A 25,964-nucleotide genomic window follows, 5' to 3' on the forward strand; every position below is an offset into this window, starting at 1 on the left:
TACACGATCGCAAATGGTGATGCACGGGTTTTGAGTGATTATACCTGTTTTTCTTGCACCATTACTACCTTTCTTCGTCCAAAAATCCATACAGTGTTTACTTGAACCACTGCTTCAGCAAGCCCTACTTACTATCTGTCATTGCGAGCTCCGCGAAGCAATCGCCTAGTCTCTGTGATTGCTTCGGGCAAGATCCAGCTTGCTTCGTTCCTCGCAACGCTTCGCGCCTCAGATTGCTTCGGAAGCCTCAGATTGCTTCAGATTGCTTCAGATTGCTTCGTACCTCGCAACGCTTCGCGCCGAGCAACGCTTCGCGCCGAGCAACGCTTCGCGCCGAGCAACTGCGCTGCGCTTGACGCGCTGCGCTTGGCTCGCAATGACAAGTATTTAACCGGACATGATATAATTGGTAATTGCTAATTGCTCCCCATCTCCCCCTCTTTTCCCCTTCTTCCCTAGTCCCTAGCCCCTAGCCCCTAGCCCCTAACCGCCTTGGCGGTTGCTATATCAACACTCGAAACTTCTTCAGAAGTCTTTTCGAGCAGTGGTAGCCTAATCGTAAAAGTCGCCCCCAATCCTTCTCCCGCACTCTCAGCGTGGACTGTACCGCCTTGCAGTGTCACAATATAGTGGACGATGGCGAGGCCCAGTCCCAGCCCTCCGTAAGACCTTGTTGTGCTACTGTCAGCTTGACGGAACCGCTCAAAAACATAAGGCAAAAACTTCTGACTGATACCAATTCCTGTATCGATAATCTGAATTTCTGCATAGGAAATAACAGAGGGAGATGGAGAAGGTAGGGAGGAAAATTTATCTCCCCTATCCCCAGTCCACAGTCTCAGCCGCACTTCTACCCGCCCTCCACTTGGGGTAAACTTGATGGCATTGGAGAGTAGATTCCAAATTACTTGTTGCAAACGATTAGAATCGGCGAAAATTAGGCCTACTCCTTCGTCGCAGAAGCTCAAAAGTTGAACTCCCTTCGCTTCAGCCATAGGGCGCAGCGTGTTAAGTCCTGCTTCAATGATTCCTAGCAGTTCAACAGGCCGCAACTTCAGGGAAATCTTACCTGCTAAAATGCGAGAAACATCGAGGAGGTCTTCGATCATTTGAACCTGCAAACGAGCATTGCGTTCAATTGTTTCTAGGGCGATATCCGTTTTTTCCTGAGTCAGCTTTTTTTGCTGTAATATTTGCGCCCAACCCAAAATTGCATTTAACGGTGTCCGTAATTCGTGGGAAAGCGTTGCCAAAAATTCGTCCTTGATGCGGTTAGCTTCCTGAGCTTCCCAATAAAGCCGTGCATTGTCGATCGCGATCGCGGCGTGATGAGCTAGACGTTCTGCTAAATCCATGTCACTACGTCCATAGCGCCGACCAGACTCCGCAGACAGCAGAGAAATCACTCCTAGCTTACGCCCGTGCGCGATCAGCGGGACACACATCGCTGACAAGGTATCGTACTCGCGCAACAAAGAGAGGGCCGCAGGATCGGGAGCAACCGCTTCTAGCAGCGCGTCAGGAAGATCGGCATATATTTTTGATTCCCCCGTCCGCAGCACCTTCGCTACTCCGTGCCGCGCCTCGGTCACAGTGGGCCGACGTTTCTCGATCTCCCACATTAACTCCACTTTTTCAGACTCTGGGTGAGCAACTGCCACCAAACGAATGGCTCCGTCGGTTTCCAGTAAATGTACGCAGCACCAATCTGCTAGTTGCGGTACTGCCAAATCTGCCAAGCGTTGTAGCGTTGCTTCGTAATTTAATGATGAGGCTAGCACGGCGATCGCCTCGGTGAGAAAATGAGCTCCTTGCTCTGCTTGCTTGCGATCGCTAATATCGCTTGTCACCCCAATCCACTTATAAGCTTTGCCGAAATTATCTCGCACCACAGTACCCCGGTCGATCCAGTAAAGAAACGCCCCATCTTGCTGCTGGATGCGATACTCCTCAAAAAATGGCTCCTGGGTCTGTAAATGTTTTTCGGCGGCCATAGAAATGCGATCGCGATCGTCAGGGTGAATAGAATCTATCCAACCTTCTCTCGTCCTGGGAAATTGACCTTTAACATATCCCAGAGGTTCGTCAATATGACCGAACCACAGAACAATGCCAGTATTAATATCCCATTCATAAATCAAATCGCTGGCACACTCGGCAGCAATCCGAAACCGCCCCTCTGACTGGCGCAATGCTTCGAGAAAACTATAGCGCTCCGTCACGTCCAGAACCAGAGATAGCACAGACACTAATGAACCAGTTGCGTCGTACAGAGCCGAGTTATACCACTCGCAATAAACAACAGATCCATCTTTTGTATAATTGCGGTTAGGCGAAATATTCCGCGATTCCTTGCCCTCCCTTAACTGGGCGGTGTTCTTGCTAACAGCCTCTGCGTCGGCAGCAAAGACGAAGTTCCAATCCTTCTGCTGCAAGTTCAAAACTTCCTCAGCAGTCCACCCAAAAATCTTCTCCGCAGCGGGCGACCATCGACAGACTCGATGAAAGGTGCTATCCCACTCGACTACTGCTAGCGGTGTATTCTCAAAATGGAAAGTTAGTTTTTGAAGAGCATCGCGCAGCGACTCCTCGACTCGCTTGCGCTCAGTGAGATCGATCACAAAAAAGACTCCACTATCTTTAGTTTCTTCAAAGGCCGCACCACCAACCAAAATTGGGATGCGGCTGCCGTCTTTGCGGATGTATTCTTTCTCGAAAGGGTTGCAGTATCCAATCTCTAAGATTTCCTGAATTGCTTGTTTATCTAATTGTCTGTATTCTAACGGGGTGATTTCTACCCAATTTAATACCCCAGTCTCGAAGTCTTCGCGCCCATACCCCGTCAATTTTAGTAAGGCATCGTTTGCTTCGGCAATATTACCGTCAATGTCCCAAAAACCCATCCCGATCATGTTGGACTCAATCACGCGCCGAAATCGGGAAGATGTTCTATGCAGTGTCTCGACTGTTTCGCGCAGTGACTCTTCTACCTGCTGCCTTGAAGCTATTTCGTTAAGCAATAGTTTGTTACTTTCTCTAAGTTCGGCGGTACGTGCTTCGACACGGCTTTCGAGTTCTACATTCGCCTTGTGTAGGGCGGCTTCGGCTCGCTGGCGCTCAGCAATTTCAGCGGTGAGGGCTAGGTTTGCTGCTTCTAGTTGTGCGGGTGAAGGCAGGGCAAGGGCTTTGGGTATTAATGGTATCAGTTCGGCTGCTGTGTACAGGGAAACTAGGGCGGTAATGGCTTTGATTGCGCCGGATAGCCAGTAAGTCGGATGCCACAGCGTCCAGACTTCCATGATGTGGGTGGTGCCGCAGGAGATAATAAAGGCTCCAAACAGTAGGAATATCCAACTAAAAGGTACGTCGCGCCGTTTGTAAACGAAGTACACGAGCAAGGCGGGAATTGAATAATAGGCTAGGGCAATTAATAAGTCACTCAGCAGGTGCAGCCCTACTAGCTCTCGCTGCCAGAGGTAACAGTGACCGTGCGGTATAAAATTTTGATTAAAGAGCATATTATTAATAGATTCCAACATTTCGCCTTGTCCTTTGCAGTTTAGTCAGTCGTTGTCGGTTCCTGTCCCTAGTTTCTAGTGTTGCAAATATTCAACATTTCGACGACCTTCGGAATGCAGAACTTTGAATTGAAGGTTCTACCTTCTGACTTTTGCTTTCTGGTTTCTGCAAAACTTTGAATTCAAGGTTCTACCTCCTGCCTCTTGCTTCCTGGCTCCTGGCTCCTGCTTCCTGGCTCCTGCCTTCTGCTGTATCAAAGTGTACTAAATTGCTTGAACAAATCGGTTAAGGTCATTCAGAGCAATAAAATTCAATTTATAAAGTTAAACCTCAATGCGCCTAGAGCAACTGCAAGCATTTCTTTCTGTTGCTGAAACTGGGAGCTTTCAGCAGGCTGCCCGTAAGTGCGGCGTTACCCAATCTACTATTAGCCGTCAGGTGCAGGTTCTAGAAGCTGAGCTGGGAATGCCTTTGTTTCACCGTACTACTCAGGCTAAGCTGACTCTGGGGGGGGAAAGGCTTTTGCCCCATGCTCGTAAAATCTGTCTAACTTGGCAGAATGCTACGGAAGAATTAGCTGATTTGTTGGCGGGGAAGCAGCCGGAACTTTGTGTGGCGGCGATTCATTCGATTTGTGCTTCTTATCTACCGCCGGTGCTGCAAAGGTTTTGCCGGGAGTATCCAGATGTGCAGTTGCGGGTGACGGCTTTGGGTAGCGATCGCGCTCTGAAGGTGTTAAAAGATGGGATGGTTGATGTGGCGATCGTGATGAATAATCGCTTTTTTACTCAAGGCCCGGAAATGCTGGTGGAGGTGCTCTACAATGAGCCGATTGAGGTGTTGATGGCGGCTAACCACCCGCTGATACAATACGAACGGATTCCTTGGTTGGAGTTGAGCCGCTACCCGCAAGTAGTTTTTAAGGACGGCTACGGGATGCAACGCTTGGTACAAGAGCAGTTTGCCCGGATGGGTTCGACTCTGAATGCAGTTTTGGAGTTGAATACGCTGGATGCTTTTCGGGGTGTGGTGCGTCAGGGTGAATTGATTGCTCTATTGCCACAGTCGGCGTTGATGGAGGCTCGTACCGATCCTACTCTAGCAGTTCGCGCGATCGCACCTTCCCAGTCTAATTCTAAGGTTTCTGCGATTACGGAGGCGATCGCCGATCCAATTTGGAGCCGCCAAGTTGTTTTAGTTACTACTCACGATAGAATGCAGATCCCTCCTATTCAACACTTCTGGCGGCTGGTACGCGAATTAATATCACCCCAATTGTCTGTTATTAATATAGGGAAATCTTGGGTAAATGAGCAACCGGAGACATTAAATATTAGACTTTAAACTGGTTAATTGGTAATTGGTAATTGGTAATTGGTAATAGCTTGTAAGGTGGGCGCTCGCCGATAACTATATTAGGCTATGAGTTACAGAATTGAGGCGGCGAGCGCCCACCCTACGTTTAACTGTGTCTAACAACCAACAACCAACAATCAACAACCAACAATCAACAACTAACAACTAACAACTAACAACTAACAACTAACAACTAACAAAATTAATATGAGTGACAAATTTCGGGAATTAGTGCGAAAAATCGGTAGTGGAGTGCATACCGGAGAAAATTTAACTCGCTCTGAAGCAGCAGAAGCAACGAGAATGATGCTGTTAGCAGAAGCAACACCGGCCCAAATCGGAGCCTTTATGATTTCTCATCGCATTAAGCGGCCAACTGGTGAAGAATTGGCGGGAATGCTTGACGCTTATGACGAATTAGGGCCAAAGCTAAAACCCATAGAATCAGGTAATTTTGCTCACATACCTCCGACAGTTTTCGGAGTACCTTATGATGGGCGATCGCGTACAGCACCAATATCTCCTTTAACTGCTCTAATTTTAGCATCAGCGGGCGCTCCTGCGATTATGCACGGTGGTAATACAATGCCTACAAAAGAAGGCGTTCCTTTGATTGACATTTGGCAAGGTTTAGGCATTAACTGGACAAAACTATCTCTTTTACAAGTCCAAGAAATATTCGATCGAACTGGCTTAGGTTTTATCTATCTTTGCACACACTTTCCTCAAGCTGATAGTCTAGTTCTATACCGCCGTGAAATTGGAAAACGACCGCCTTTTGCCACAATGGAATTAATGTGGTGTCCATATTTAGGGGATGCTCATATTGTTTGTGGCTACGTACATCCACCTACAGAAACAATGTTCCAAGATGCTTTTAAATTGCGGAAAACCAATAATTTTACAACAGTTAAAGGATTAGAAGGTAGCTGCGATTTACCGCGAGATCGGACTGCAATTATCGGCATTTCTCAACCAGATCGACCTTTTGAAAGATTACTTTTAGCTCACGGAGATTACGGTTTTAGTAATAAAAATCCTCCTCTAGATTCTACTTCGGAGTTGATAGCACAGATGCAGTCAGTTTTGCGTGGTGAACCCTCGGAATTAATGCAATCTACTCTTTGGAATGGCGCTTTTTACCTATGGCGGTGCGGAATTTGCCCGGATATGAATTCTGGTTTAGGTAAAGCTGAAAGTTTATTAATGAGTGGTAAGGTTGGTGATAAACTTAAGGATATTGCAATCCTAATTATGTCATTACAATCTTAATCATGTCATTGCGAACAATCTTAATTATGTCATTGCAAACAATCTTAATCATGTCATTGCGAACAATCTTAATCATGTCATTGCGAACAATCTTAATCATGTCATTGCGAACAATCTTAATCATGTCATTGCGAACGTAGTGAAGCAATCCCAGTTTTTATAATACCAGCTAGTAAATCCTAATTAATATTTTAAAACATGACTAATAACCAAATTGCTGTTCTTATTCTTGCTGGTGGTCAAAGTTCGCGGATGGGAAAAGATAAGGCACTATTATTAATAAATGGAAAACCATTTTTACAACAAGTATACGAAGTTGCAACTTCTCTAACTTCCCAGATTTATATTCTCACACCTTGGCGCGATCGCTATCAAGAAAATTTAACTGGAGATTATAAATTTCTGTTAGAATCTAGTCATGGTAGCGGGCCGTTAGTTGCTTTGTCTGAGGGATTAGCTCAAATTTCGGCTGAATGGATATTACTTTTGGCTTGCGATTTACCTTTATTAAAAATGGATATTCTTCAGGATTGGATCGATCGGTTAAATCAAGTACCTGATTATATTTTAGCAGTTGTACCATACCAAAACTCAAGATGGGAACCTTTCTGTGGATTTTATCGTAAACAAGCTTTGCCAGAATTGCGGAATTTTATTGACAAAGGAGGGCGATCGTTTCAAAATTGGTTAAGGGAAATTGATGCAATACCTCTTTCTTTAGAGGAACGAGCATCAACAATGCTCTGGAATTGTAACACGCCAGATGAATTTGAGAAATTAAAATATAATGAAAAGTTCTATGAATCCTGATAAATCTATTTCTGAATATTGGTTATTGGAGCGAGATATTACTTTTCTCAATCACGGCGCTTTTGGTGCTTGTCCGATTCCTGTCTTGGCTGCACAAACACAGTTTCGGCAGCAGTTAGAACGGGAACCTTTACGTTTTATGATGCGGGAATTTGAGCCACTTTTAGATAATGCTCGTATTAAATTAGCTGAGTTTGTTGGTGCTAATGCCGAGGAATTAGTATTTGTCCCAAATGCGACAACAGGGGTAAATGCGGTTTTGCGTTCTCTTTCTTTCTCTTCCAATGACGAGTTACTAACAACAAATCAGGAATATAATGCTTGTCGAAATGTACTTGATTTTGTAGCCGATCGCACTGGTGCTAAAATAGTAGTAGCACAAGTCCCATTTCCTATTGAGTCGCCTGAGCAAGTTATTGAAGCAATAATGAAGTGTGTTACGCCAAAGACTCGGTTAGCTTTGTTAGACCATGTGGTAAGTCAAACTGGTTTAGTTTTTCCCATTCAGCAGTTAGTAAAAGAGTTGGCTAATTGCGGTGTTGATACATTAGTTGACGGAGCACACGCACCGGGAATGTTAGCGCTGAATTTGCATGAGATTGACTCTGCTTATTATACTGGAAATTGTCATAAATGGTTATCTGCACCAAAGGGTGCGGGTTTTTTGTATGTGAGGCCAGATAAGCAAGAGGAAATTCGACCTGCGGTTATCAGTCATGGTGCTAATTCTCCTCGCACTGATAAGTCGCGTTTTCAATTAGAATTTGACTGGATGGGAACGGACGATCCGAGTGCCTATTTATGCGTGCCTGTGGCTATTGAGTTTATGGGTTCTTTGCTAATAGGTGCATGGGAGGAATTGAGGGAGAAAAATCATTTAATGGCGTTGGCGGGTAGGAAAATTTTGGTGGAAAGATTGGGGTTATCGCTGCCTTGTCCTGATGAAATGATTGGTTCGATGGCCGTTATTGCTTTGCCAGATGGAGATGCTGATGTTGTTAAAAAGGGAGAGCTTTCGCCGATTCAAAATGAGTTGTGGGAGAAGTTTAAAATAGAGGTTCCGGTGATGCCTTGGCCGGATGCGGGGAAGCGGTTAGTGAGGATTTCGGCTCAGATTTATAATACTTTGTCGCAGTATGAATATTTGGCTGAGGCCTTGGTTGAGTTGTTAGTAAGGAAGAGATAAAGGGCATAAATGATATATTGATTGAGCGAATGCACCTGCATTCATCGTACAATCAATTAAAAAACCATCTCCAGGGTCGGGTGAAGAGCGATCGCTCTCTCAAAAAAAGACCGATCGCCCCCATTCACTAAAATCCAGTTAATTCTACACCACAGAGTCAGTTTCTTCCTCAACCCGCAACTCATCGCACAAAAATTTATCAAAAGCAACTGCACCCGTCTCAACACTTTGCCAAATTTCCAACTCCGCCTCTGGTAACGCTTCAAACAATAAACGTTCACCAGGAAAAACCGTCCGCTCAAAATACCAATTAGCAATATTCGCAATTCGAGCAATCTGCATTGTGCTAGTATCATTGATATACCAGCAAAGAATTCGTCCAGAGAGATCAGAAGGTAGCCGATCGAGAGTTAAAGTCATATCCTTAAGTTTCTATTCAAAATGTGCAACTAATCAGCAAACCTACTCAGCTAATTATAGCCGAGAACAAGTTACAGTAAAATCGCCTAGGCGTTCATTTGATTAATTTTAGAACTTCGGCAGGCGATCGCCTCATCAATCCACTGTCCTTGTAAAAAGGTGTAAACGCTGGTAGCGCTAGAGAACAGGCTTTCCACTCCCCTTGAACTGTTACATTTAGCAATTGGCAATTACCGCCCCGCCTCCCGTGAAGTTGGTAATGAGCACAAAGAGCACACCTAGAGGGACATTCCTTGGCCCGTACCCCCATCGCAGGGTCAGAGTTGGTGCGGCCGTCATTACGTTCGAGAGTCAGAGCGTTCATTACAAAGCTTTCCTGAGCGTCTTCTCAACTATGACAGCCGGGTATTTCCATTACGTCTATCTAAAGATTCAGTTGGCTGGTAAAAAGCATACCTCTAGGGATCAATGAAAATTATATCAACTTTAATGCTAACAGTACAGGGATCGATAAAAAATGCCGTATTTTTACCTAGTTTCCAAAATCTGCTCAGCTTAAAGATAGGATCGGTTCCTATTCCTTGCAAGATAGTTATTTATCCTCACCCAACTTACTAAAAAGAGTCGCTAAAATCGTGTTGGAAAACAAAAATCCTTCAGGATCGCTTAACCTCAGATTGCCGAATTGCGGTAGTTTCTGACTATTTCCCAGATCCAAGAGTAAACCATCAGTCCCCGTAATTTCTACCCATCCTTGGCGAAAATAAGGCTGTAAACAACTCCAGATCCGATCGAGGGTATTTTCTCCAAATTTTTGCGCGATCGCATCCACACTCAACCCCTCAGTCAAACGCAAACCAAGCATTACCGTTTCCAACAAAACATCATTGGAGTTCATCGGACTTTCAGCAACTTTTGCCGATATCAAATCCTCCACCCACTGATAATAGTCCTTCCTAGTGCGCGATCGCGTCAACCGCACTCCCTGCAAATAACTCGCCGCCCCCATCCCAAAACCATAATAAGGACGATTTTCCCAATAAACCCGATTATGGCGGCACTGATAACCAGGTCGAGCATAATTAGAAATCTCATAATGTTCGTAGCCAGCTTCAGTTAAAATTTGCTGTGCTAAGCGATACATTTGGGCCGCCGTTTCATCCGCTGGTAAAGGCTCAATTCCCGATTGAAAGTAACGCCCAAAAGCCGTTACAGGCTCTACAACTAAATCATAACAAGATAAGTGAGCTGGAGCAATGGCAACCGCCGCCGAGAGAGAAAGTTGCCACTGTTCTAAACTTTGGTGCGGCAGACCAGAAATCAGGTCTAAACTGAAATTAGCAATTTCCGCTTTTTGAACCAAATCCACCGCCTCATAGATATCAGCAACGCGGTGCGATCGCCCGCAAACCCGCAACAACTCATCCTGAAAAGCTTGTACCCCCAAACTCACCCGATTTACCCCCGCCGCCTTATATCCCTGCAACTGCTCTAAACTAAAGGTACCAGGGTCAATTTCCATCGAAATTTCCGCCTCCGCAGCAATCCCAAATTTGCGATCGAGAGTCTCCAAAATCCGGCCTAACTGACTAACTGACAACAGCGAAGGCGTACCCCCACCAAAAAAAACCGTCCGCAAAGATTGACAAAACCCCGCAGTTATGGAAATTTCCTGACACAAAGCCGCAACATATTCCTGAATCGTCCCTGAATCATCGCTATTTTTACGTGGATTCCGCCCACCGTAGGTATCCCCCACCACTGAAACCGGGAAATCGCAATAAAAACAGCGACGGCGGCAAAAAGGAATGTGTAGATATGCCGAACTAGGAATATTGTAGGCAAATTGCCCATCTGTCTTAACTTCCGATTGCGCCAGACTTACAGTCAAACTCATTGCATCATACCTGTGATTTGAAATCTATATTCTTAATAAAATCTTTATTAATAATTAAGTTGGGATTTCCGTACCAAATCCATGTAAAAATAATACCATCACTTGAAAGATATAATAAGATCGGCAAAATTATTCGTCTAAAACAATGCTTGATGCAATCATAATTATTTCATTCATAATCGCAGGAGCAGGCATAGGCTTCTACGGAGTCGATCTGCTACCACCCAACATCCTAGTGCAAGTCACCAACATCGAAGGCTTGAGATCGGTATTGGGTGCTTTTGGCACATTAATCGGCTTCGTCTTCGGATTAATCGGTCAAACCACCTATCGGCGCTTAGAAAAGCAAGTTCGCGATATGCCTGTTGAAGTATTGCTGACTCGCGCCATCGGTTTAATCGTCGGACTTCTCGTTGCTAACTTAATGCTAGCACCGCTTTTCTTACTACCAATCCCCCGCGAGTTCGGTTTCATCAAACCTCTAGTCGCAGTGCTCGGTAGCGTCATTTTCGGCTTTACCGGAGTCAACTTAGCCGACACTCACGGCAGAGGTTTCTTACGCCTGATCAATCCCAACAGTTTAGATACAGTATTAGTAGCAGAAGGCACTTTTAAACCAGCACCTACCAAAGTTTTAGATACTAGCTGTATCATCGATGGCAGAATTGAAAACTTACTGGAAACTGGTTTTTTAGAAGGTCAAATCTTAGTACCGCAGTTTGTTTTGCAAGAATTGCAACTAATAGCTGATGCTGCTAACGATCAAAAGCGGGCGCGAGGAAGGCGGGGCCTGGATATTCTTAACAGCATGAAGGAAACTTATCCAGATCGCATTCAAATTCACTCTGCTGACTATGAAGATTTGGCAACAGTAGATGCTAAATTAGTTCGTTTTGCCCAAGATATTAACGGCACTTTGTTGACTAATGATTACAATTTGTCTAAAGTTGCAACTGTGCAGAAAGTTGTGGTTTTGAATATCAACGATCTGACTCAGGCATTACGTCCAAGTTATTTGCCTGGAGATACCATCGAGATCAAAATCCGCAAAGAAGGTAAAGAACCATCTCAGGGAATTGGCTACTTAGAAGATGGTACGATGGTAGTAGTGGAAGCTGGCAGCAGCCATGTCGGTGGCGAAGTTAGAGTAGTCGTTACCAGTGCCCTACAAACTTCTGCGGGTAGGATGATTTTTGCCCGTACCCAAGAGTCAGTAACTGCTTAATTATGAGAGAATGGCTAGAGCAATTAGAGTTAAATATTGCGATATCTGTTCCGACGCTGCCCCCATTCTCTATCGAGTTCGATATGATGAATCTGGGCAGTAGTTTTTTATATGCCTTAGAGGTACGTAGTTGGGCTTTAGCCCTCTTAAATGATTAATATACTGGTTGCAGATTAGATTGCTTCGTGCCCCGCAATGACATTTTAGATTGCTTCGTGCCTCGCAATGACATTTTAGATTGCTTCGTGCCTCGCAATGACAGTAAATTAGCGACTAGATTGCGTAATTTTGTCAATCCAATTAGCATAAAAAGATACCCGCGTGTCGCCGGAAATCTCGCCAAAACTACCATTATCATCAATGCTATCAATATCTCCAATATTTGTCTTGAAAAAACCGCGATCGCTATAACCCCAAGAACTAATACCAGCAATTTTCCCATTAATAAAACAAGGCCCGCCAGAATCTCCGCTACCTGTAGCAGTTTCATTCTTTCCTAAACCGCGATCTGCTAACTTTGGAAAATGCTTACCCAAAGTATCATGTTTCGCAGTTCCATCATCGAAATCAAAAAGTAATTGACTCCCCAAAACTAACTCAGAAAAATCCGTAACTTTTGAATCCTTCAAAATATCAATTAACGCCTCATAGCGATTCTGTCCCGCATATCTTTTACCCTCCGAGTTAGAATCTTCATCTTGTCCCTTAGATCCTACACCAATATATCCATAGCCAACCTTAGTAAACACTTTACCAATTTCATCTGTATCTCTATAAAGATCGTATTGTTCCGCAGATTTTGGTGCTTTTCTTTCCAGCTTTAAGACAGCAACATCATTACCAACTTCTGATTCGTAACCAGTCCAACCTGGATGGATAAAATAGTTGGCAATGGGGATGCTAACTTCGCCTCTGGGCAATTTAAATATCGCATTGATTTCGGTATCTGCGGGAACCTTAGTTCCGCCTTCATTGAGACAGTGGGCGGCTGTGAGAATGTATAATCCTCCTGTTAGGAGGGAGCCGCTACACTCAACATTATCAAGGTATACGACACCCGTATATTGATTTAGGGAAAGAGGTTTATGTGAGGGGCTAGTAGAGAAAGCACTAATAATTGAGCGGCTAATGTCTGCTGTTGATAGGATTATAAATAGAGTTAAAATTGATATGAAAAAGATTTTTTTTAGCATGGTCAGTTACTCTGAAACCATAAATTTTATTTGAGCCTCTGACAGTTGTGGTTTTACGATAATCTAACCATTAGAATCATTTAGAGTGATAACCCTTTTAAGGAAGATGTAAATCACTATTCGATCATCTTCCCTAAAACTGCGCGATCGCACCTAATAAAGCCGACTCAAAACATAATCAGCCAAGTCAATTAAAGCCTGCTTCGACTCCGACTGTGGCAACCCCGCCAAACGCACAACCGCCGCCTGTGCGTGATGTGCGGCCAATTCGCGCGATCGCTCAATACCCTTACTATCCTTCACCAGCGCGATCGCCTGCTCAATATCCCCTTCTTGGGCAAACTCCCGCTCGATCAATGCTTCCAAATAAGGCTTTTCCTCTAAAGCAAATAGCACCGGAGCCGTCAAATTTCCACTCTTAAGATCGGAACCCGCAGGCTTACCCAAAGTCTCCGTCGAACCAGTGAAATCCAAGATATCATCCACAATCTGGAACGCCAACCCAATATCGCGCCCATAATTGTACAAATCATCAGCCAACTGTGCAGACACACCGCTCAAGCAGCCAGCCGCCTTAGAACTATTAGCAATCAAAGAAGCTGTCTTATAATAACTTTTTTCCAAATAAGCCTCAATCGACAAACTGGTATCAAATCCATTTAATCCTTGCTGAATTTCGCCCTCAGCCAAATCCATAATCACCTCTGAAAGCAGTTTCACCACCTCCAGATTGTCCAGATTAGCCAAATACCACGAAGATTGAGCAAACAGAAAATCTCCCGCCAACACCGCCACTCGGTTGCCAAAGTAACTGTGCACCGTCGGGATACCCCGGCGCACGTCGGAATCGTCCACTACGTCATCGTGAACTAAACTAGCTGTGTGAATCATTTCCGTGATTTCAGCGAGTCGGCGGTGTTTAGGAGAGATTTCCTCATTGGGCATTGTTGTTCGCGAAATCAGCAGCACAATTGCCGGCCTCACCCGCTTTCCTTTCGCGCCGAACAAGTGTTCTGCGGCTGCATACAAGATAGGGTGACGCGCCCCTACTAGCTGTTTTAAGTTTTCTGTCAACAGCCGCAGGTCTTCTTCAACTGGGGAAAATAGGAGAGTGCGAGAAGTCATGGATACGGCGGCTCAAGCGTTTAGGTTACAAAATTTTACATATCATAGCTTTATTTTAAGCTATGCCTCTGCCTTATGGAAGGAAAATATACCTACTTTGTCCTCAAAAACAATCACTCCCCTGCTAGTATTCATTTTCAATAACCTTAAGTTTATTGCCAATAAGCTGCCCAGAGTTCAAGACTAAAACTGAATCGCTGCCCACAGCTCAGACAATTTCCCCAGATTGTATCAAATTATTAAGTATCTTCCTTAAAACAGTCTCAAAATAGCAAATGTTGTGTTATATTAATTATTAAGGATTTAAACAATTCCATACATTAAGTACAGCTAAACCAGCGGGCAGCTTCCGAGCGCCTGTATAAGCTTGGTATAGCCAGCCTTGAGCGTCCGCTAACAGCTAAGCCGTCTGGGACTAAAGTTGAACTCGTGGGAGTGCAAATTTTCTTCTTGCTATTAACGGCTTGTCTCTGATGCAAAATAGCTGTGAGCAGCCAAAGTGCAGCCTTAAAGGATGTATTGGCTTGGCTTTGCGGTAGAGATATTAATAGGGAAGGCGATCGCCTTTCCAGAGGCTTGGATAGAAAAGCAGCCTTCGGAGCCAAGGCTTGGTTTTGCGTGACACTTTGATGTAATCGGTATTGAACTTGTCCTCCTCCTCCTCCTCTACTTTTGGCTCTAATTATGATTTACCATGATATCCCTTTGATCATCCCCATCCTAGCTGCGGGTTATGTATTGACTATTTATCTGCTTTTGATTTTGGTCGAGCGCAGTGCTAGGATCACTCGATTGGGTGAGTAACCCATAGTAGAAGCTAAATCGCGAACTAGCGTTCGCTAATTGAGAGCTTAAATGCTCCTCCTCAGATCAAATCATAATAGCACAAAGAGCGCGATCGCAATCAGGGTGCATTGTCTGCACCCTACCTACAGTCTAATAAAATCTAAAATTGTCGAGTTAAGTAGAAGGACGCTCAGGGTGTAAACTACTAACAGATTCTACCGAGACAGTTTCCCGTATAACAGGAGACAAAAGTATTTTCTCAACGATTGGTGTACAGCCGAGCCACTGCACCGAAAGTTCAGCAAACTGTTCTGGGCAACCACTGACACAAAAGCGCGTAGGCATTGCCGGGACACTATTTCGTAACCCTAACAACTCTAATTCTTGGGCCGCAGCAGCTACTACGTGAACAGCCGGATCGACCAACTTCACCCCCGCAGGCAGCAAAGAGCGCACCACCGGAGCCAAATGGGGGTAGTGGGTACAGCCATAAACCAAAGTATCAATCTGCTGCTGGATTAGTGGAGCCAAATATTCCCGCGCCACTTCTAAAGTGTAGGGGTCGTGAATGCGGTTTTGCTCGATCAGTGGCACAAATTCGGGACAACCAACTTGCCAAACCTGACTATTAATATCTGTCTCCAGAATAGCACGGCGATAAGCATTACTAGCAGCCGTAGCAGGAGTTGCAATTACCCCAATCCGCTTACCTTGCTGTACAGCAGCCCGCGCCCCCGGCAGAATCACCCCTAAAATTGGAATATCAAACTCAGCCTGCACAGTCTCCAGAGCCAAAGCCGAACTCGTATTGCAGGCCATGATCACCATTTTGACATTTAGCGATCGCAACCAAGCCATGATTTCCCGGACAAAATGCGTAATTTCCGCAGCAGAGCGAGTGCCATAGGGTAGCCTAGCCGTATCTCCAAAGTAAACAATAGATTCATTAGGTAATTGTCGGTATAACTCCCTCAAAACCGTTAAACCACCCACGCCACTGTCAAAAATACCGATTCTCTGTTGTCCTAAGTCAGTTGTCATTGCTCAGTTAGTTAGAATAATTTTTGCAAGTTAACTATTAACAGTTAACTGTTAATAGTTAAGTGGTAATTGGTAATTGGGAATGGGTAATTGCTAATCCCTCCTACTTACCTTCCTCCTCTCCCCCCTCTTTCCCTAGCCCCTAGCCCCTTCTTCCTAATTGCCTTGCCGCAAATAAAGTAAAATACCACGAGCGATCGAGGCCGCCATTTGACTTCGGTAAGCAGGATCTCTTAACCTAGCGGCATCCTCAGCACCCGTCACAAAACCCACCTCCACCAAAACTGAAGGCATAGAACTCTTCCTCAAAACGTAAAATCTGGCCTGCCGCACCCGCCGATCGGGAGCCCCCGTACCCTGCAAAACGCTGTTGTGGATAGTCCGGGCTAGATTTTCGCCGCTACTAAAGTAATAGGTTTCAATGCCGCTGACATCGGGGCGGCTCATATCAATAGCATTAGCATGAATGCTGACAAACAAAGTAGCATTGACCCGTTCTGCTAGATCCACTCTAGGTTGTAATTCAATTTCGCGATCGTCAGTGCGGGTGAGAATGGCTTGCACACCCTGCTGTTCCAGTATCGCCGCCACCTGCTGAGAAATATCCAGAACGATTTCCTTTTCTTGCAGCCCTCCAATCCCGACAGCACCAGGATCTCCCCCGCCGTGTCCCGGATCGATCGCCACTACAATCCGCCCATTGGGAGTCCGGGGCAACTCAGGAGTAGGATAGTTTCTTGGTCTGACAGGGGGAGTAGGATTCGTGACGGGAGGCTGCGAGGAGATGCCTGCACGCTGCAATTGTACCGAAATTATTTGAGGAGTCGGTTGCAATACTCTTGTAACTTGCACTCCCGCCGCAGGTTGTACCCAAATCACCACAGTCTCCGAGTCTTCCTGCGTCGCCGTCAATCCTACAGGACTGTTGTTTCCCTGTAACTGAGGTATTTGACCAGTAAGTTGAGCTTTGGGAATCCTGAGCCAATAAGCACCTGACTGCTGATTCCACCCGCTGGTATAGCTTACAGCCCGGTCGGTTCTAATTAAAACTTGCGTGCCGTTAGCTGTCAAGTCAATAGATTGAATCCCCGCTAAATTGCTGGAATTGCGGCGTGGTGGCACTAGAGGAGGGCGGCTGCTGACATTGGGTCTATTAGTAGGTAAAACCACAATACCGCCCATATTGCTGAAAAACGCTCGCCAGTTAGTATTAGCGTCCGTCATCCGCAAAGTAACGCGAGTCATTGGTGGATCAGTTGGTAGTTGCCTGACTTCGATCCGCTCTACGCCGTGTTGGTTAACTACCTGTTCTTGCTCAGTTAGCTGGGGAGAGACATTAGCCCCCGCAATGTCGATTGTTGCCAAATCTCCAGCACGACTTTGCTGAAAGGAAATTTCCGGTTTACCGCCGCTGGTGCGGATGAAAAAACCATCTTTCGTTACTTGGACATTATCTATCTGCGTCCCGGCGGCGGCGATTTGTGGTTGGGGATTGGCGGTAGGAGGTTGGATGGTTTGTCCCCTGTCACCTGCGCTGAGTGCAATCGGCGTAGGCAATTCTACTGTCCACTGGCTAGGAGAGATACCCCGAAATCGCACTTGCTGCGGGTCAAGCGTATAACCGGGACTCAGTTCAACCACGATTCTAGTGGTTTGCGCGTCAAATTGACCTACCCGGACGGATTCAAACCCTCCTGTAACTGGCTGAGTTACAGAAGAACGCCCTAAGCTAGTTTCTGGCAGGTCAATCACCAAGCGCGTTGGGTTAAAAATTAGTTGTGCTTTTGGTTGAACTCCGCCAACGGTAGTGAAGTACAGCCGATTCTGATTGGCATCAAATCGCCAAGATTGCAGTCTCGCTGCTTCGGCGGCGGATGACAGCAAAAACACACTTAAGAAACTGGGTAATAGCCAGTGGAATCTCACGACAGTTTTTCCTCGTTTGCGTTGCAGCTAAAAGCTTTGAATTCTCAAAAGAGCGATCTCGGCTTACAGCTAAGTTGACTTTCATCGAACAGCCCCAGAACTAGGGGTTAGGGGCTAGGGGGTAGGGGAAGAAGGGAAGAAGGGAATAGATTCAAGGGTGGAAGGAAACGAGAATGTCCTAACTACCTTGTCGGTTGCTATACCAGAATTTCGCTATGCACGGCTACAAAAACGATTTTAGGATTTGAGATGCACCGACTTTAGACGGGAAAAGCATCCAAAATGGTTGCATTCTGGTATGGCAATTATGGCTAGTTCCATTTCTTTGGTGGGACTCTCGGTCGTTAAATTGGTTGAACAGTACCATAACATCAGTAGGTGTTAAGTTTGAATTTCCGCTCCATGAAACCTACTCAAATCTACCTACGGCAGATTTGACGTTCACTTCCTGCTTCTACCAAGGGAGTCGGCTCCTTCTTGTCCACAGGCGTAACTTCAGATTGAGCTAATCTTACTTTCTCCGAACAACGAGATAAATTGATGGCTGCGTTTAGATCGCGATTAATTAACAAATTGTAGCCGCCGCAATTAAACACTCGTTCTTTTAATGGCATTGATTGAACATGGCCACAATTTGAGCAGGTTTTAGAAGAAGGAAACCATCTATCAACTAGCTCAACTTTCGTGCCATACATTTCGCTTTTGTACGTCAACTGACGGCGAAATTCATAGAAACCACAATCGGAAATAGCTGCCGCCAACTTGTGATTAGCAATCATCCCGCTCACGTTCAAATCTTCGATGCGAATGTGAGCATATTTTTGGCTAATTTCTGTCGTAGTTTTCTGTAAGAAATCTCGGCGTTTATTCGCGGTTTTTGCGTGAATCTTAGCGATTCTACGATAGTGTTTATGAGCATTTTTAGATGCTTTTATACCTAACGTTCTGTTGCCCAATTGCTTTTGCCGATTTCTCCACTGTTCTTTACTCAGCTTGGTTTTCGCTTTCTTGAGTGGACGGGGAGACTCGTAAGAATTGCCATCAGAAAGAGTAGCAAATGTTGATACTCCTAAGTCAATTACCACTGCTTCACTAACAGCATGAAAAAGTGGTGGGATTTTTTCGGCTTTAATAGCAAAGGATACATACCATTTATCTGCCGTGCGCGAGATGGTAAATGTCTGCGCTACGCAGGGAAATGGGATGGATTCTTTAAGTCGAAATGTTCCCAGAGTAGGAATTTTAATTGACTTATTAGCTGCCAATAAAACCGAGTGATTCCAATCAGCAGCATCTACGGTGAATGAATCACCATCTTTTTTCCTTTTGAATTTAGGAAACTCTCCTAATCCTTTGAAGAAACGAGATAAAGCCTCATTAAAATGCCGGAATGTCATTTTGTAAACCCTGGAAGATAGGGTGTTAGTCCATTGATATTCCGGCATTTTCTTGACATGATTTGTGAAAACTCTTTCGATTGCTGCTACCTTTTTGCTGCTACCACCTGGGAGACTTTTTACTTCTTGGTAAAGAGCTAAGGCGTAGTTGTAGCAAAATCTAGCATAACCAGAATGTCGCGCCATCAAGGTACGTTCCTTATTATTCAGTTTGAGTTCGAGTTTGATGGCGTACATATCTGGTTAAAGTTTTTGCAGCACTCTACTCATCAGGTGATGAGAGCATCGACTTTTAGGTAGATTTAGATAGATTTAGGTAGATTCTTGTCAACATTTGTTACCCCCAGTTAACCATCCCTGAATATTGCTACTCATTGAGGTTAAACGAATCGCGCAATTTCCATTGAATTATGCCACAATGGGACAATTCGATCAGGAGTAATCTGTTTCTGAATCCGCTGCAACTGCTTAATTCTCAGCACCTTTGTCCTCAACTGCGATCGCAATCCAGTTCAAAATTTCTTGATTGACTCGCTCTGGGCATTCGTCGTGGGGGCAGTGACCCGCATTTTCTAGCTCAACCAGCTTTAAGTTACTGTTGTACTCCATGAACTGACGCGGGCGGGCAAATCGAGGCGGGATCATCCGGTCTTGTTGACCCCAGATTAACAATATAGGAATTTTTAATTCTGGTAAAACTGTCTTGACACCAGGCCCAAATTGTGCACTACCTACAGCTTTAAACAGAGCACAAAAAGCACGGGCAGAACCGCGATCGCCCGTCGGCCCGGATAGAATTTCTACCAGCTCATCGCTAATCGCATCAGGATTGGCGTAGGCAAAGCTCACCCAGCGACGGACAATAGAGGGGCGGCGGACAAAGTAAAATAGGGTTCTCAGCACTGGCGGAGAAGCAAAAATATTTTCAACTGCCGCGATCGCAGGTTGCAGCCACAGAGGCACCGCCTCAGCACGCACAGAGGGGTCAGGCAAACTAATCATCACAATTCCAGCCACCATATCAGGATGAGCTGCGGCGGCAGCCAGACAAATCAGCGAACCAATAGAGTTTCCCACTAAAACTACTGGTTGTCTGATAAAAGTCTGCCAGAACTCGTAGACTTGAGCCACCCAGATAGAAACATCATAGTTAGCAGGAGCTTTCTGCGAAGCCCCAAACCCCAACAAGTCCAATGCGTAAACAGTATGGAACTCCGCAAGTTGAGCCAGATTGTGCCGCCAGTGACCAATAGAAGCCCCAAATCCGTGCAGCAAAATCAAAGGCGTTCCCAATTTGAAATTTTGGCTTTCCTCTTTACCAAAAGGAAATTGGGGGGAGTAAGATTTTAGAGTGTCGCTTTCGTCTGTTGCTTCTGCTCCCCCGCTCCCCCGCCCCCTCGCTCCCTCAGTTTCCTGGGATTTTTGATCTAGCTGGGATAGTTGCCCAGTTGGTCGCAGATAAGTGTAGCGAGTTTGCCAACCCCGCCAAACCCAGTCTCGTTGAAGTCCAATCCTTTGATGCCAATGTCCTGAAGTGGTCAAACTTGCCTCAAGTCTCAACATAAATTTACAATCTTCTATTTCTTATTCTAGTGGGGGAGTCAGGGACTCGGGAGTGGGGGAGATAGAGGAATTTCTGACTTTTCTGACTCAAAACTCAAAACTCACACCCCTTACCTTGCGATCGAACCTTTTAGTTTTAAGCGATCTGGGGATTTTAAATTAAATATAGACAGAAACTTAGTCATAGTGAGTAGAATGGCAATACAAGGAAGCCACATTAATCAATCAAGAGCTTGCAAAAAACTTAAATGCCTGTGATCGAAAAAAGACAAAACCGCAATCAACCTCAGATCAATGACAACATTCGATTCCCCAAAATTCGGGTGATCGATACCGATGGTGCTCAACTGGGGATAATGCTTCCTCAAGATGCCCTGCGGCTGGCGGAGGAAAAAGACCTTGACCTCGTTCTTCTCAGCGACAAGGCCGATCCGCCTGTATGTCGGATCATGGACTACGGTAAATTTAAATTCGAGAAGGACAAGAAAGAGCGTGAAGCAAAGAAAAAGCAGCACACAGCCGATGTCAAGGAAGTGAAAATGCGGTACAAAATTGAGGAGCACGACTACCAAGTACGTCTTTCTCAAGCAGACCGCTTTCTCAAAGCTGGGGATAAAGTCAAAGCCACGATTATGTTCCGAGGTCGGGAAATCCAACACAGTAACCTAGCAGAGGACTTGCTTAAACGGATGGCAACCGATTTGCAGGAACTGGCAGAAGTGCAGCAAGCTCCTAAAAAAGAGGGAAGGAGCATGATGATGCTGCTATCTCCCAAAAAATAGCAGGAGCGGGGGAGCGGGGGAGCGATGAAGCGAGGGATCTCTTGAGCGGGGGAGCTAAATCCTCCCCAGTCTCCGAGTCTCCGAGTCTCCGATCTTCCCCACTCCCCCTTCATCAATCAGGGACAAGCTACTACAGAGGGATAAAAACGCTGCATGGAACTGACAAATCAGCGGTTGACCAAAAACCGGTTCGGACAGGGATTACTGCGATCGCTCAATCTCCGTCCTGAAGAAGTAGAGCGGACTCTGCTGATGTTCGCAGTCTACACAGTCACCTCCATAGGCTTGATCTGGCTGGAACTCAGTACGATCAGCCTATTTTTAGACGAATATGGAGCTGAAAAACTCCCCTGGATATACATTGCTACTGCGGCTACAGGCTCAGGCTTAGGCTTTACCTACTCCTGGCTGCAAAAAATCATCCCCCTGCGGCGGGTGATTGTAGTCGTACTCCTATTTATGGCAGTCCCTCTGTTCCTCTTTCGCCTCGGTATTGGGGCTAAAGATTTAGAGCTTAACTTCGGGCTGCTGAGCCTGAAGTTGGGATTCATTACTCTATTTATGACGTGGCTGTGGGTAGAAGCTTGTTATAACCTGAGCGATCTTAATACCTCGATCACGTCTAATCAACTATTTAATATCCGTGAAATCAAACGCACTTACCCCATAGTCAGCAGCGGCTACTTAGTAGCTGGGGTAATCTCAGGTTTTTCTCTGCCTGTACTCCTGAAATTCATCGGGCTGGACAACGTTACTCTGGTATCTGGCGTAATGGTGATCTGCGGGGCAGGTATTCTGTTTTACCTCTCCGAAAGCTACGAGCAAGCTTTCCCTGATACTGCTCGTTGGGTAGATGATGAGGATGAAGATGAGGATGAACCAGACTTCAGCACAGGTAGTGTTTTCGGCCCGCTTTTAGGCTACATTATTCCTCTGGTGGGCTTCTTTGTAATGGCTGAAGTCCTGTACGTATTTGTAGATTTTGAATTTTTTACTCAAATCGAACTGCAATATCCAGAAGACGACGGCGGTAGCGAAATTGCTAAATTTCTAGGCTTGCTTGAAGGTACAATCAGCGTCTGCCAGGTGGGAACTCAGTGGTTTGCTTCTAGCCGCCTGGTCGATCGCATTGGTGTATTTGTGACAGCAATGATTCTCCCGGCAGGAGCGGCGATCTTAGGCGTACTCTCTTTTGTAGGGGCAATCACAGGGATATTTTCTGTGTTTGTGGGGATGGTTATCCTGAGAGTTTTAGATGAATTGCTACACTATACTCTCCAAGAAACCAGTGGCCCCGTTCTGTTTCAACCCATACCAGACAGTACCCGGAACTACGTACAGACAATAGTTAACGGTGTGGTCGAACCTTTATCAACAGGTGTAAGTGGGGCATTTATCCTGCTCGTTGTTTGGATTAGTAGCAAGGTATTGTCCTTTGAAGATAGTCGCGAACTTCAGAATGCCCAAGGTTTAATATTAGTAGGGGCGATCGTTGTCAGTGCATTAGTCTGGCTGGGAATTATTTGGGTAATCCGCTCTCAATATGTCGGTTTGCTGGTAAAAAGTGCTGAACGGGGGCGCTTGGGATTTTCTGATGTAGATTTACCTACCCTCAAAAAAGCTGTAATCGCAACTCTAGAACAGCCTAGCCCGGAAGAAGATAAACGCTCTTGTATTGAACTCCTCAGCCAAATTGACCCGAAAAATGTGGGGCAAGTTTTGGCCCCTCTGCTGGCAATTTTGCCTCATTCATTGCAGCGGCAGAGTTTGGAAACAATGCTCAATCACCCGAATCCAGATTATCTCGAACCTGTGCGCTCTCTGACTGAGCAGGATCTACCCCCAGAAGTTTTAGCCTTAGCTCTCCGCTATGTCTGGCTGACTGAACCGGAACCAGATATCAGCCAATTACGCCCTTATCTGCAATCGAATGTAGACCCTGTAGTTAGGGGTACGGCGGCGGCTTTGATTATGCGTCGGGGCGATCGCGAACAAAAGGCAGAAGCGACAAATACTCTGCGGCGAATGCTGACAAATAAACAAGAGCGGGAACGGGTAATGGGTACGAGGGCTTTGGGAGAAGCCGACTATTTGCAAGGGCTACGCCTTTATATCCCTAACTTACTCCAAGATGAATCTTTGCGCGTCCGCTGTGCTTTACTCGAAGCGATCGCTTCTACTCACCTAGAAGAATACTACCCATCCCTGTTGCGCGGTCTATCTTACAAATCTACCCGCGAAGCGGCTCTACAAGCTTTGGTTCGCCTAGAAAATGATGCAATTCCGTTGTTGGTAGATTTAGCCAATGATATCCATAAATCTGACTTAGTACGGCTCCAAGCTTGGACGGCGATCGGTCAAATTGGTACGCTTCCAGCTCTTGATGCTTTGGTAAGTCATGGGATGACAGCTTGGGGCAAATCTCGCCGTAATATCCTTCGCATCCTGCTGAAAATGCCTAGAGAAGCGGGAATTGAAGGCGTGTTAGACCGCATGGGCCGCAGTGGTTTGGAATTGTTAATTGACCAAGAGCTGATGTTTATCGGTCAGGTTTATGCGGCTACGATCGATTTTTCTAGGATGACGGGTCAACAGCAGGTAGAACAAAGCGATCGCTCTGATAGTTCTGGACAATTAACCGCAGATTACGCAGAATTACTAAGACGGGCTCTGCGGGGATTGGAGTCAGATGCAATTGAACGCTGCTTTTTGCTGATGAAGTTTCTTTATCCTTTGGACGCAATACAAGCCGCTGCTTTTAATATCCAATCTGAGTCTAAGTCGAATATGGCACGGGGGCTAGAAATTCTAGATAATACTGTTGATTTGCCTAATAAGCGGGCATTAATTAACATCCTCGATCGCCACTCTGAGCAAGAAAAATTGCAAGGACTTTCAGAGCTTTTAGCTTATAAACCTCTGGCTCCGAGCGATCGCTTACGCCGTTTGTTGGATCTGCGCCATTTCCTTTCTGATTGGGCCTTGGCTTGCTGCTTTCACTTGGCGCGGGAGTCTCGCTGGAGTCTAACGGCGGAACAGACTTTGGTCTGTCTGCGCCACCCCACAGGCTTTGTGCGGGAAGCTGTACTCGCCTACTTGAGAATTGCTTCACCCCGCGCTCTGGTGGAATTGCTACCAATGCTGCAAAATGATGCTGATAATCTCGTAGCAGCTCAAGTTCAGCAGATGATGGGAGAGTTGGGTGTCACTTCCAATAAATCTCATGTTGCTCCGGGATAGGAGAATAGGGCGATCTCAAGATTTACCTTTTCTTTTGTCCTTTCTTTCCCAGTTAACAGTTAACGGTTAACGGTTAACAGTTAACCGTTAACAGTTAACAATTTTAAAATCCACAATGGCTTATGTTAACCAGCGTTGAACGCCTATTATTTGTCAGGGGAGTTCCGATTTTTAAGGAACTGCGAGATGATTTTCTCGTGCGTCTAGCATCGGTGATGGACGAGCTTTCTTTTCCATCTAAATACAGCATTTTTACTGAAGGTCAAGAAGGGCGATCGCTTTATATTGTTGTTTCTGGTAAAGTCAGAGTACATATAGGCGATCGCGATCTGGCACAGTTAGAACAGGGTACTTTTTTTGGCGAAATGTCTCTGTTTGACGCTGAACCTCGTTCGGCTTCGATCACTACTATTGAAAAATGTGAGTGCTTGATGCTGACTCAGATGCAGCTCTATGATGCTATTGATGAAACGCCGGGAATTGCTGTCAATATTATCCGCCTACTCTCGCGTCGCATTCGCGAACTCAATCAAAAAATCAATGCTAAACAAGCAGCGGAGCAGCAAGTTGAAGTTGCTAAAGTTAATTAAAATTAAAAGTTAAAAATTGAAAATTAAGATACTATACATCAATTTTTGATTTTTAATTTGACATTTTTAGTTCCAGATTAGCTTGTAGGGTGGCCCCTGCCAGTTATAGATCGGTAGCGCCGCCTTCTAGGCGGTATTCTAACCCCAAGACCATGAGGAAATAGATCCGTAACGCCGCCTTCTAGGCGGTATTCTAACCGCCCAGAGGGCGGCGTTACGTAATCGAAACCCGCCGGAGCGGGTTTGAATAAAAAGAGCGAAAATCAGCTCTTAAACCAGACGAAAAATAAAAGGATAACGGTAAGGCTGATCGGGGTCTGCCAAAATCTTGACAATAGCTAAAATTGGCATTACCCAACTGATAATTCCCAACAAAACCAAAAGGGGGAAACCAATTAAAACCCAAATTAGTATCCCAGCGACTGCACCATAGATATAGAGGTTAATATGAAAATTGAGAGATTCTTTGGCATTGTCCTTAACAACTGGGTCGTCGGATACTAGCAAAATAGCTATGGGTATGCCGATACTCACAAGTGTAGCGCTGAAAAATATCGCCCCGTGACTCAAACCTGATAACAGCTTCCGCTTATCTGAGTCGTACATATTAGCCTCCATCTCTTTTTGTTATTAAGT

General features: G+C 45.4%; 21 protein-coding genes. 9 read left to right on the plus strand and 12 right to left on the minus strand.

Translation table 11 applies throughout. From position 1 onward, the window contains the following. Positions 1–476: 476 nt before the first annotated feature. On the minus strand, positions 477–3,539 hold the full coding sequence (locus tag PY364_RS06790; protein WP_275521473.1) for a PAS domain S-box protein: 3,063 nt from the start codon (positions 3,537–3,539) through the stop codon (positions 477–479). Between the two features lie 313 nt (positions 3,540–3,852). Here PY364_RS06790 and PY364_RS06795 point away from each other — a divergent pair, with 313 nt between their 5' ends. After that, positions 3,853–4,863, plus strand: coding sequence for a LysR family transcriptional regulator (locus PY364_RS06795; protein ID WP_275521474.1), 1,011 nt, complete (start codon positions 3,853–3,855; stop codon positions 4,861–4,863). Between the two features lie 219 nt (positions 4,864–5,082). Beyond that, entirely contained in the window at positions 5,083–6,147 is a 1,065-nt protein-coding gene (locus PY364_RS06800) for an anthranilate phosphoribosyltransferase family protein (RefSeq protein WP_275521475.1), read from the plus strand. On the opposite strand, the gene PY364_RS06805 is transcribed toward PY364_RS06800, so the two are convergent. Then, positions 6,128–6,271, minus strand: coding sequence for a hypothetical protein (locus PY364_RS06805; protein WP_275521476.1), 144 nt, complete (start codon positions 6,269–6,271; stop codon positions 6,128–6,130). The two genes, PY364_RS06800 and PY364_RS06805, sit on opposite strands and share 20 nt — an antisense overlap. A 74-nt stretch (positions 6,272–6,345) precedes the next feature. Here PY364_RS06805 and PY364_RS06810 point away from each other — a divergent pair, with 74 nt between their 5' ends. Together PY364_RS06810 and PY364_RS06815 are read left to right on the plus strand one after the other, a co-directional pair. Then, positions 6,346–6,957, plus strand: coding sequence for a molybdenum cofactor guanylyltransferase (locus PY364_RS06810; RefSeq protein ID WP_275521477.1), 612 nt, complete (start codon positions 6,346–6,348; stop codon positions 6,955–6,957). Further along, a complete protein-coding gene (locus PY364_RS06815; protein ID WP_275521479.1) occupies positions 6,935–8,143 on the plus strand; it encodes an aminotransferase class V-fold PLP-dependent enzyme in 1,209 nt (402 codons plus the stop codon). The genes PY364_RS06810 and PY364_RS06815 overlap by 23 nt, the downstream gene beginning before the upstream one ends. A gap of 144 nt (positions 8,144–8,287) precedes the next feature. On the opposite strand, the gene PY364_RS06820 is transcribed toward PY364_RS06815, so the two are convergent. The 3 genes from PY364_RS06820 to hemW all read right to left on the minus strand — a co-directional run bounded on the left by PY364_RS06820 (position 8,288) and on the right by hemW (position 10,460). Continuing rightward, complete coding sequence (locus PY364_RS06820; protein WP_275521480.1) at positions 8,288–8,563, minus strand: DUF1830 domain-containing protein; 276 nt, start codon at positions 8,561–8,563, stop codon at positions 8,288–8,290. Between the two features lie 94 nt (positions 8,564–8,657). Continuing rightward, the gene (locus PY364_RS06825; protein WP_275521481.1) at positions 8,658–8,927 is read right to left on the minus strand and encodes a hypothetical protein; all 270 of its coding nucleotides are present in this window, start codon (positions 8,925–8,927) and stop codon (positions 8,658–8,660) included. A gap of 228 nt (positions 8,928–9,155) precedes the next feature. Then, positions 9,156–10,460: a radical SAM family heme chaperone HemW gene (gene hemW, locus PY364_RS06830; RefSeq protein ID WP_275521482.1), complete on the minus strand. Its 1,305-nt coding sequence runs from the start codon at positions 10,458–10,460 to the stop codon at positions 9,156–9,158. A 145-nt stretch (positions 10,461–10,605) separates the two neighbouring features. On the opposite strand from hemW, the gene PY364_RS06835 reads away from it, so the two are divergent. After that, complete coding sequence (locus PY364_RS06835) at positions 10,606–11,685, plus strand: PIN/TRAM domain-containing protein (RefSeq protein WP_275521483.1); 1,080 nt, start codon at positions 10,606–10,608, stop codon at positions 11,683–11,685. Between the two features lie 266 nt (positions 11,686–11,951). Here the strand turns inward: PY364_RS06835 and PY364_RS06840 are convergent, their stop codons facing one another. Further along, positions 11,952–12,878, minus strand: coding sequence for a trypsin-like serine protease (locus PY364_RS06840; protein WP_275521484.1), 927 nt, complete (start codon positions 12,876–12,878; stop codon positions 11,952–11,954). Positions 12,879–13,031: 153 nt separating this feature from the next. Then, on the minus strand, positions 13,032–14,003 hold the full coding sequence (gene sds, locus PY364_RS06845; protein ID WP_275521485.1) for a solanesyl diphosphate synthase: 972 nt from the start codon (positions 14,001–14,003) through the stop codon (positions 13,032–13,034). Positions 14,004–14,489: 486 nt separating this feature from the next. Between sds and PY364_RS06850 the strand changes: the two genes are divergently transcribed. After that, the gene (locus PY364_RS06850) at positions 14,490–14,633 is read left to right on the plus strand and encodes a hypothetical protein (protein WP_275521486.1); all 144 of its coding nucleotides are present in this window, start codon (positions 14,490–14,492) and stop codon (positions 14,631–14,633) included. Positions 14,634–14,963: 330 nt separating this feature from the next. Here PY364_RS06850 and murI read toward each other — a convergent pair whose 3' ends face one another. The 4 genes from murI to PY364_RS06870 form a co-directional block, all read right to left on the minus strand. Then, entirely contained in the window at positions 14,964–15,830 is an 867-nt protein-coding gene (gene murI / locus PY364_RS06855) for a glutamate racemase (RefSeq protein ID WP_275521487.1), read from the minus strand. Between the two features lie 156 nt (positions 15,831–15,986). Beyond that, complete coding sequence (locus tag PY364_RS06860; protein WP_275521488.1) at positions 15,987–17,756, minus strand: N-acetylmuramoyl-L-alanine amidase; 1,770 nt, start codon at positions 17,754–17,756, stop codon at positions 15,987–15,989. Positions 17,757–18,175: 419 nt separating this feature from the next. Beyond that, positions 18,176–19,390 carry a transposase gene (locus tag PY364_RS06865; RefSeq protein ID WP_275521489.1) on the minus strand — a complete coding sequence of 405 codons (1,215 nt, stop codon included), beginning with the start codon at positions 19,388–19,390 and terminating at the stop codon, positions 18,176–18,178. 231 nt (positions 19,391–19,621) lie between these two features. After that, on the minus strand, positions 19,622–20,716 hold the full coding sequence (locus tag PY364_RS06870) for an alpha/beta fold hydrolase (protein WP_275521490.1): 1,095 nt from the start codon (positions 20,714–20,716) through the stop codon (positions 19,622–19,624). A 248-nt stretch (positions 20,717–20,964) separates the two neighbouring features. On the opposite strand from PY364_RS06870, the gene infC reads away from it, so the two are divergent. From infC to PY364_RS06885, 3 genes are all read left to right on the plus strand, one after another. Further along, the gene (gene infC / locus PY364_RS06875; protein WP_019486845.1) at positions 20,965–21,498 is read left to right on the plus strand and encodes a translation initiation factor IF-3; all 534 of its coding nucleotides are present in this window, start codon (positions 20,965–20,967) and stop codon (positions 21,496–21,498) included. 153 nt (positions 21,499–21,651) lie between these two features. Further along, the gene (locus tag PY364_RS06880) at positions 21,652–24,738 is read left to right on the plus strand and encodes an MFS transporter (RefSeq protein ID WP_275521491.1); all 3,087 of its coding nucleotides are present in this window, start codon (positions 21,652–21,654) and stop codon (positions 24,736–24,738) included. A gap of 122 nt (positions 24,739–24,860) precedes the next feature. Further along, positions 24,861–25,328 carry a Crp/Fnr family transcriptional regulator gene (locus tag PY364_RS06885; protein ID WP_275521492.1) on the plus strand — a complete coding sequence of 156 codons (468 nt, stop codon included), beginning with the start codon at positions 24,861–24,863 and terminating at the stop codon, positions 25,326–25,328. 270 nt (positions 25,329–25,598) lie between these two features. Here the strand turns inward: PY364_RS06885 and PY364_RS06890 are convergent, their stop codons facing one another. Continuing rightward, positions 25,599–25,934 carry a DUF4870 domain-containing protein gene (locus tag PY364_RS06890; protein WP_275521493.1) on the minus strand — a complete coding sequence of 112 codons (336 nt, stop codon included), beginning with the start codon at positions 25,932–25,934 and terminating at the stop codon, positions 25,599–25,601. Positions 25,935–25,964 lie beyond the last annotated feature (30 nt).

The organism is Kamptonema sp. UHCC 0994 (assembly GCF_029167235.1).
Lineage (GTDB): Bacteria > Cyanobacteriota > Cyanobacteriia > Cyanobacteriales > Microcoleaceae > Kamptonema.

What these genes read in the sequence shown, in the direction of transcription:
- PY364_RS06870 (WP_275521490.1), bottom strand. Translation starts at nt 20,716, where the DNA reads ATGTTGAGACTTGAGGCAAGTTTGACCACTTCAGGACATTGGCATCAA.
- PY364_RS06885 (WP_275521492.1), top strand. Translation starts at nt 24,861, where the DNA reads ATGTTAACCAGCGTTGAACGCCTATTATTTGTCAGGGGAGTTCCGATT.
- hemW (WP_275521482.1), bottom strand. Translation starts at nt 10,460, where the DNA reads ATGAGTTTGACTGTAAGTCTGGCGCAATCGGAAGTTAAGACAGATGGG.
- PY364_RS06890 (WP_275521493.1), bottom strand. Translation starts at nt 25,934, where the DNA reads ATGTACGACTCAGATAAGCGGAAGCTGTTATCAGGTTTGAGTCACGGG.
- PY364_RS06825 (WP_275521481.1), bottom strand. Translation starts at nt 8,927, where the DNA reads ATGAACGCTCTGACTCTCGAACGTAATGACGGCCGCACCAACTCTGAC.
- sds (WP_275521485.1), bottom strand. Translation starts at nt 14,003, where the DNA reads ATGACTTCTCGCACTCTCCTATTTTCCCCAGTTGAAGAAGACCTGCGG.
- PY364_RS06795 (WP_275521474.1), top strand. Translation starts at nt 3,853, where the DNA reads ATGCGCCTAGAGCAACTGCAAGCATTTCTTTCTGTTGCTGAAACTGGG.
- PY364_RS06835 (WP_275521483.1), top strand. Translation starts at nt 10,606, where the DNA reads ATGCTTGATGCAATCATAATTATTTCATTCATAATCGCAGGAGCAGGC.
- PY364_RS06805 (WP_275521476.1), bottom strand. Translation starts at nt 6,271, where the DNA reads ATGATTAAGATTGTTCGCAATGACATGATTAAGATTGTTCGCAATGAC.
- PY364_RS06815 (WP_275521479.1), top strand. Translation starts at nt 6,935, where the DNA reads ATGAAAAGTTCTATGAATCCTGATAAATCTATTTCTGAATATTGGTTA.
- infC (WP_019486845.1), top strand. Translation starts at nt 20,965, where the DNA reads ATGCCTGTGATCGAAAAAAGACAAAACCGCAATCAACCTCAGATCAAT.
- PY364_RS06840 (WP_275521484.1), bottom strand. Translation starts at nt 12,878, where the DNA reads ATGCTAAAAAAAATCTTTTTCATATCAATTTTAACTCTATTTATAATC.
- PY364_RS06880 (WP_275521491.1), top strand. Translation starts at nt 21,652, where the DNA reads ATGGAACTGACAAATCAGCGGTTGACCAAAAACCGGTTCGGACAGGGA.
- PY364_RS06810 (WP_275521477.1), top strand. Translation starts at nt 6,346, where the DNA reads ATGACTAATAACCAAATTGCTGTTCTTATTCTTGCTGGTGGTCAAAGT.
- PY364_RS06790 (WP_275521473.1), bottom strand. Translation starts at nt 3,539, where the DNA reads ATGTTGGAATCTATTAATAATATGCTCTTTAATCAAAATTTTATACCG.
- PY364_RS06800 (WP_275521475.1), top strand. Translation starts at nt 5,083, where the DNA reads ATGAGTGACAAATTTCGGGAATTAGTGCGAAAAATCGGTAGTGGAGTG.
- PY364_RS06820 (WP_275521480.1), bottom strand. Translation starts at nt 8,563, where the DNA reads ATGACTTTAACTCTCGATCGGCTACCTTCTGATCTCTCTGGACGAATT.
- murI (WP_275521487.1), bottom strand. Translation starts at nt 15,830, where the DNA reads ATGACAACTGACTTAGGACAACAGAGAATCGGTATTTTTGACAGTGGC.
- PY364_RS06865 (WP_275521489.1), bottom strand. Translation starts at nt 19,390, where the DNA reads ATGTACGCCATCAAACTCGAACTCAAACTGAATAATAAGGAACGTACC.